This window comes from Pseudomonas sp. K5002 (assembly GCF_013386655.1).
Classification (GTDB): Bacteria; Pseudomonadota; Gammaproteobacteria; order Pseudomonadales; family Pseudomonadaceae; genus Aquipseudomonas.
This window is the reverse complement of sequence record NZ_JACARK010001670.1, coordinates 1-316: the sequence shown is the minus strand read 5'-3', so window position 1 is coordinate 316 and position 316 is coordinate 1. Positions and strand designations below refer to the sequence as shown.

General features: G+C 67.4%; 1 protein-coding gene. It reads right to left on the bottom strand.

The genetic code is table 11. The features are described 5' to 3' along the window. Window positions 1–316: lipid II flippase MurJ (locus tag HX846_RS38615; protein ID WP_306173216.1), on the bottom strand; the 316-nt coding region annotated here is incomplete at both ends.

The window sequence follows — 316 nt, the reverse complement described above, 5'->3', positions numbered from 1 at the left end:
GAGGGCGAGGTAGGTCACCGGCGGCAGGTTGAACAGCAACGAGCCGAGCCCCGCGACCACAAAGCGCTCGCTGGCCTGCAGCGGAATACTGAACAGCGCATGCAGCATCAGCCCCGGCACACTCCAGGCGAGAATCTGCAAGTTGCTGCTGGCGAGGCTGGTGGCCGTCGCCGCCAGCCCCGGGCCGAGCAGTTGCACCAGCCATGGCGCCAGCAACGTCAGCAGCAGGCTGGTCACCAGGGCGATCAGCAACAGCGCCGGGAACAACACCGCCAGCCAGTCCAGGCGCTCGCCGTCCTTGCGTTGCAGGTACAGC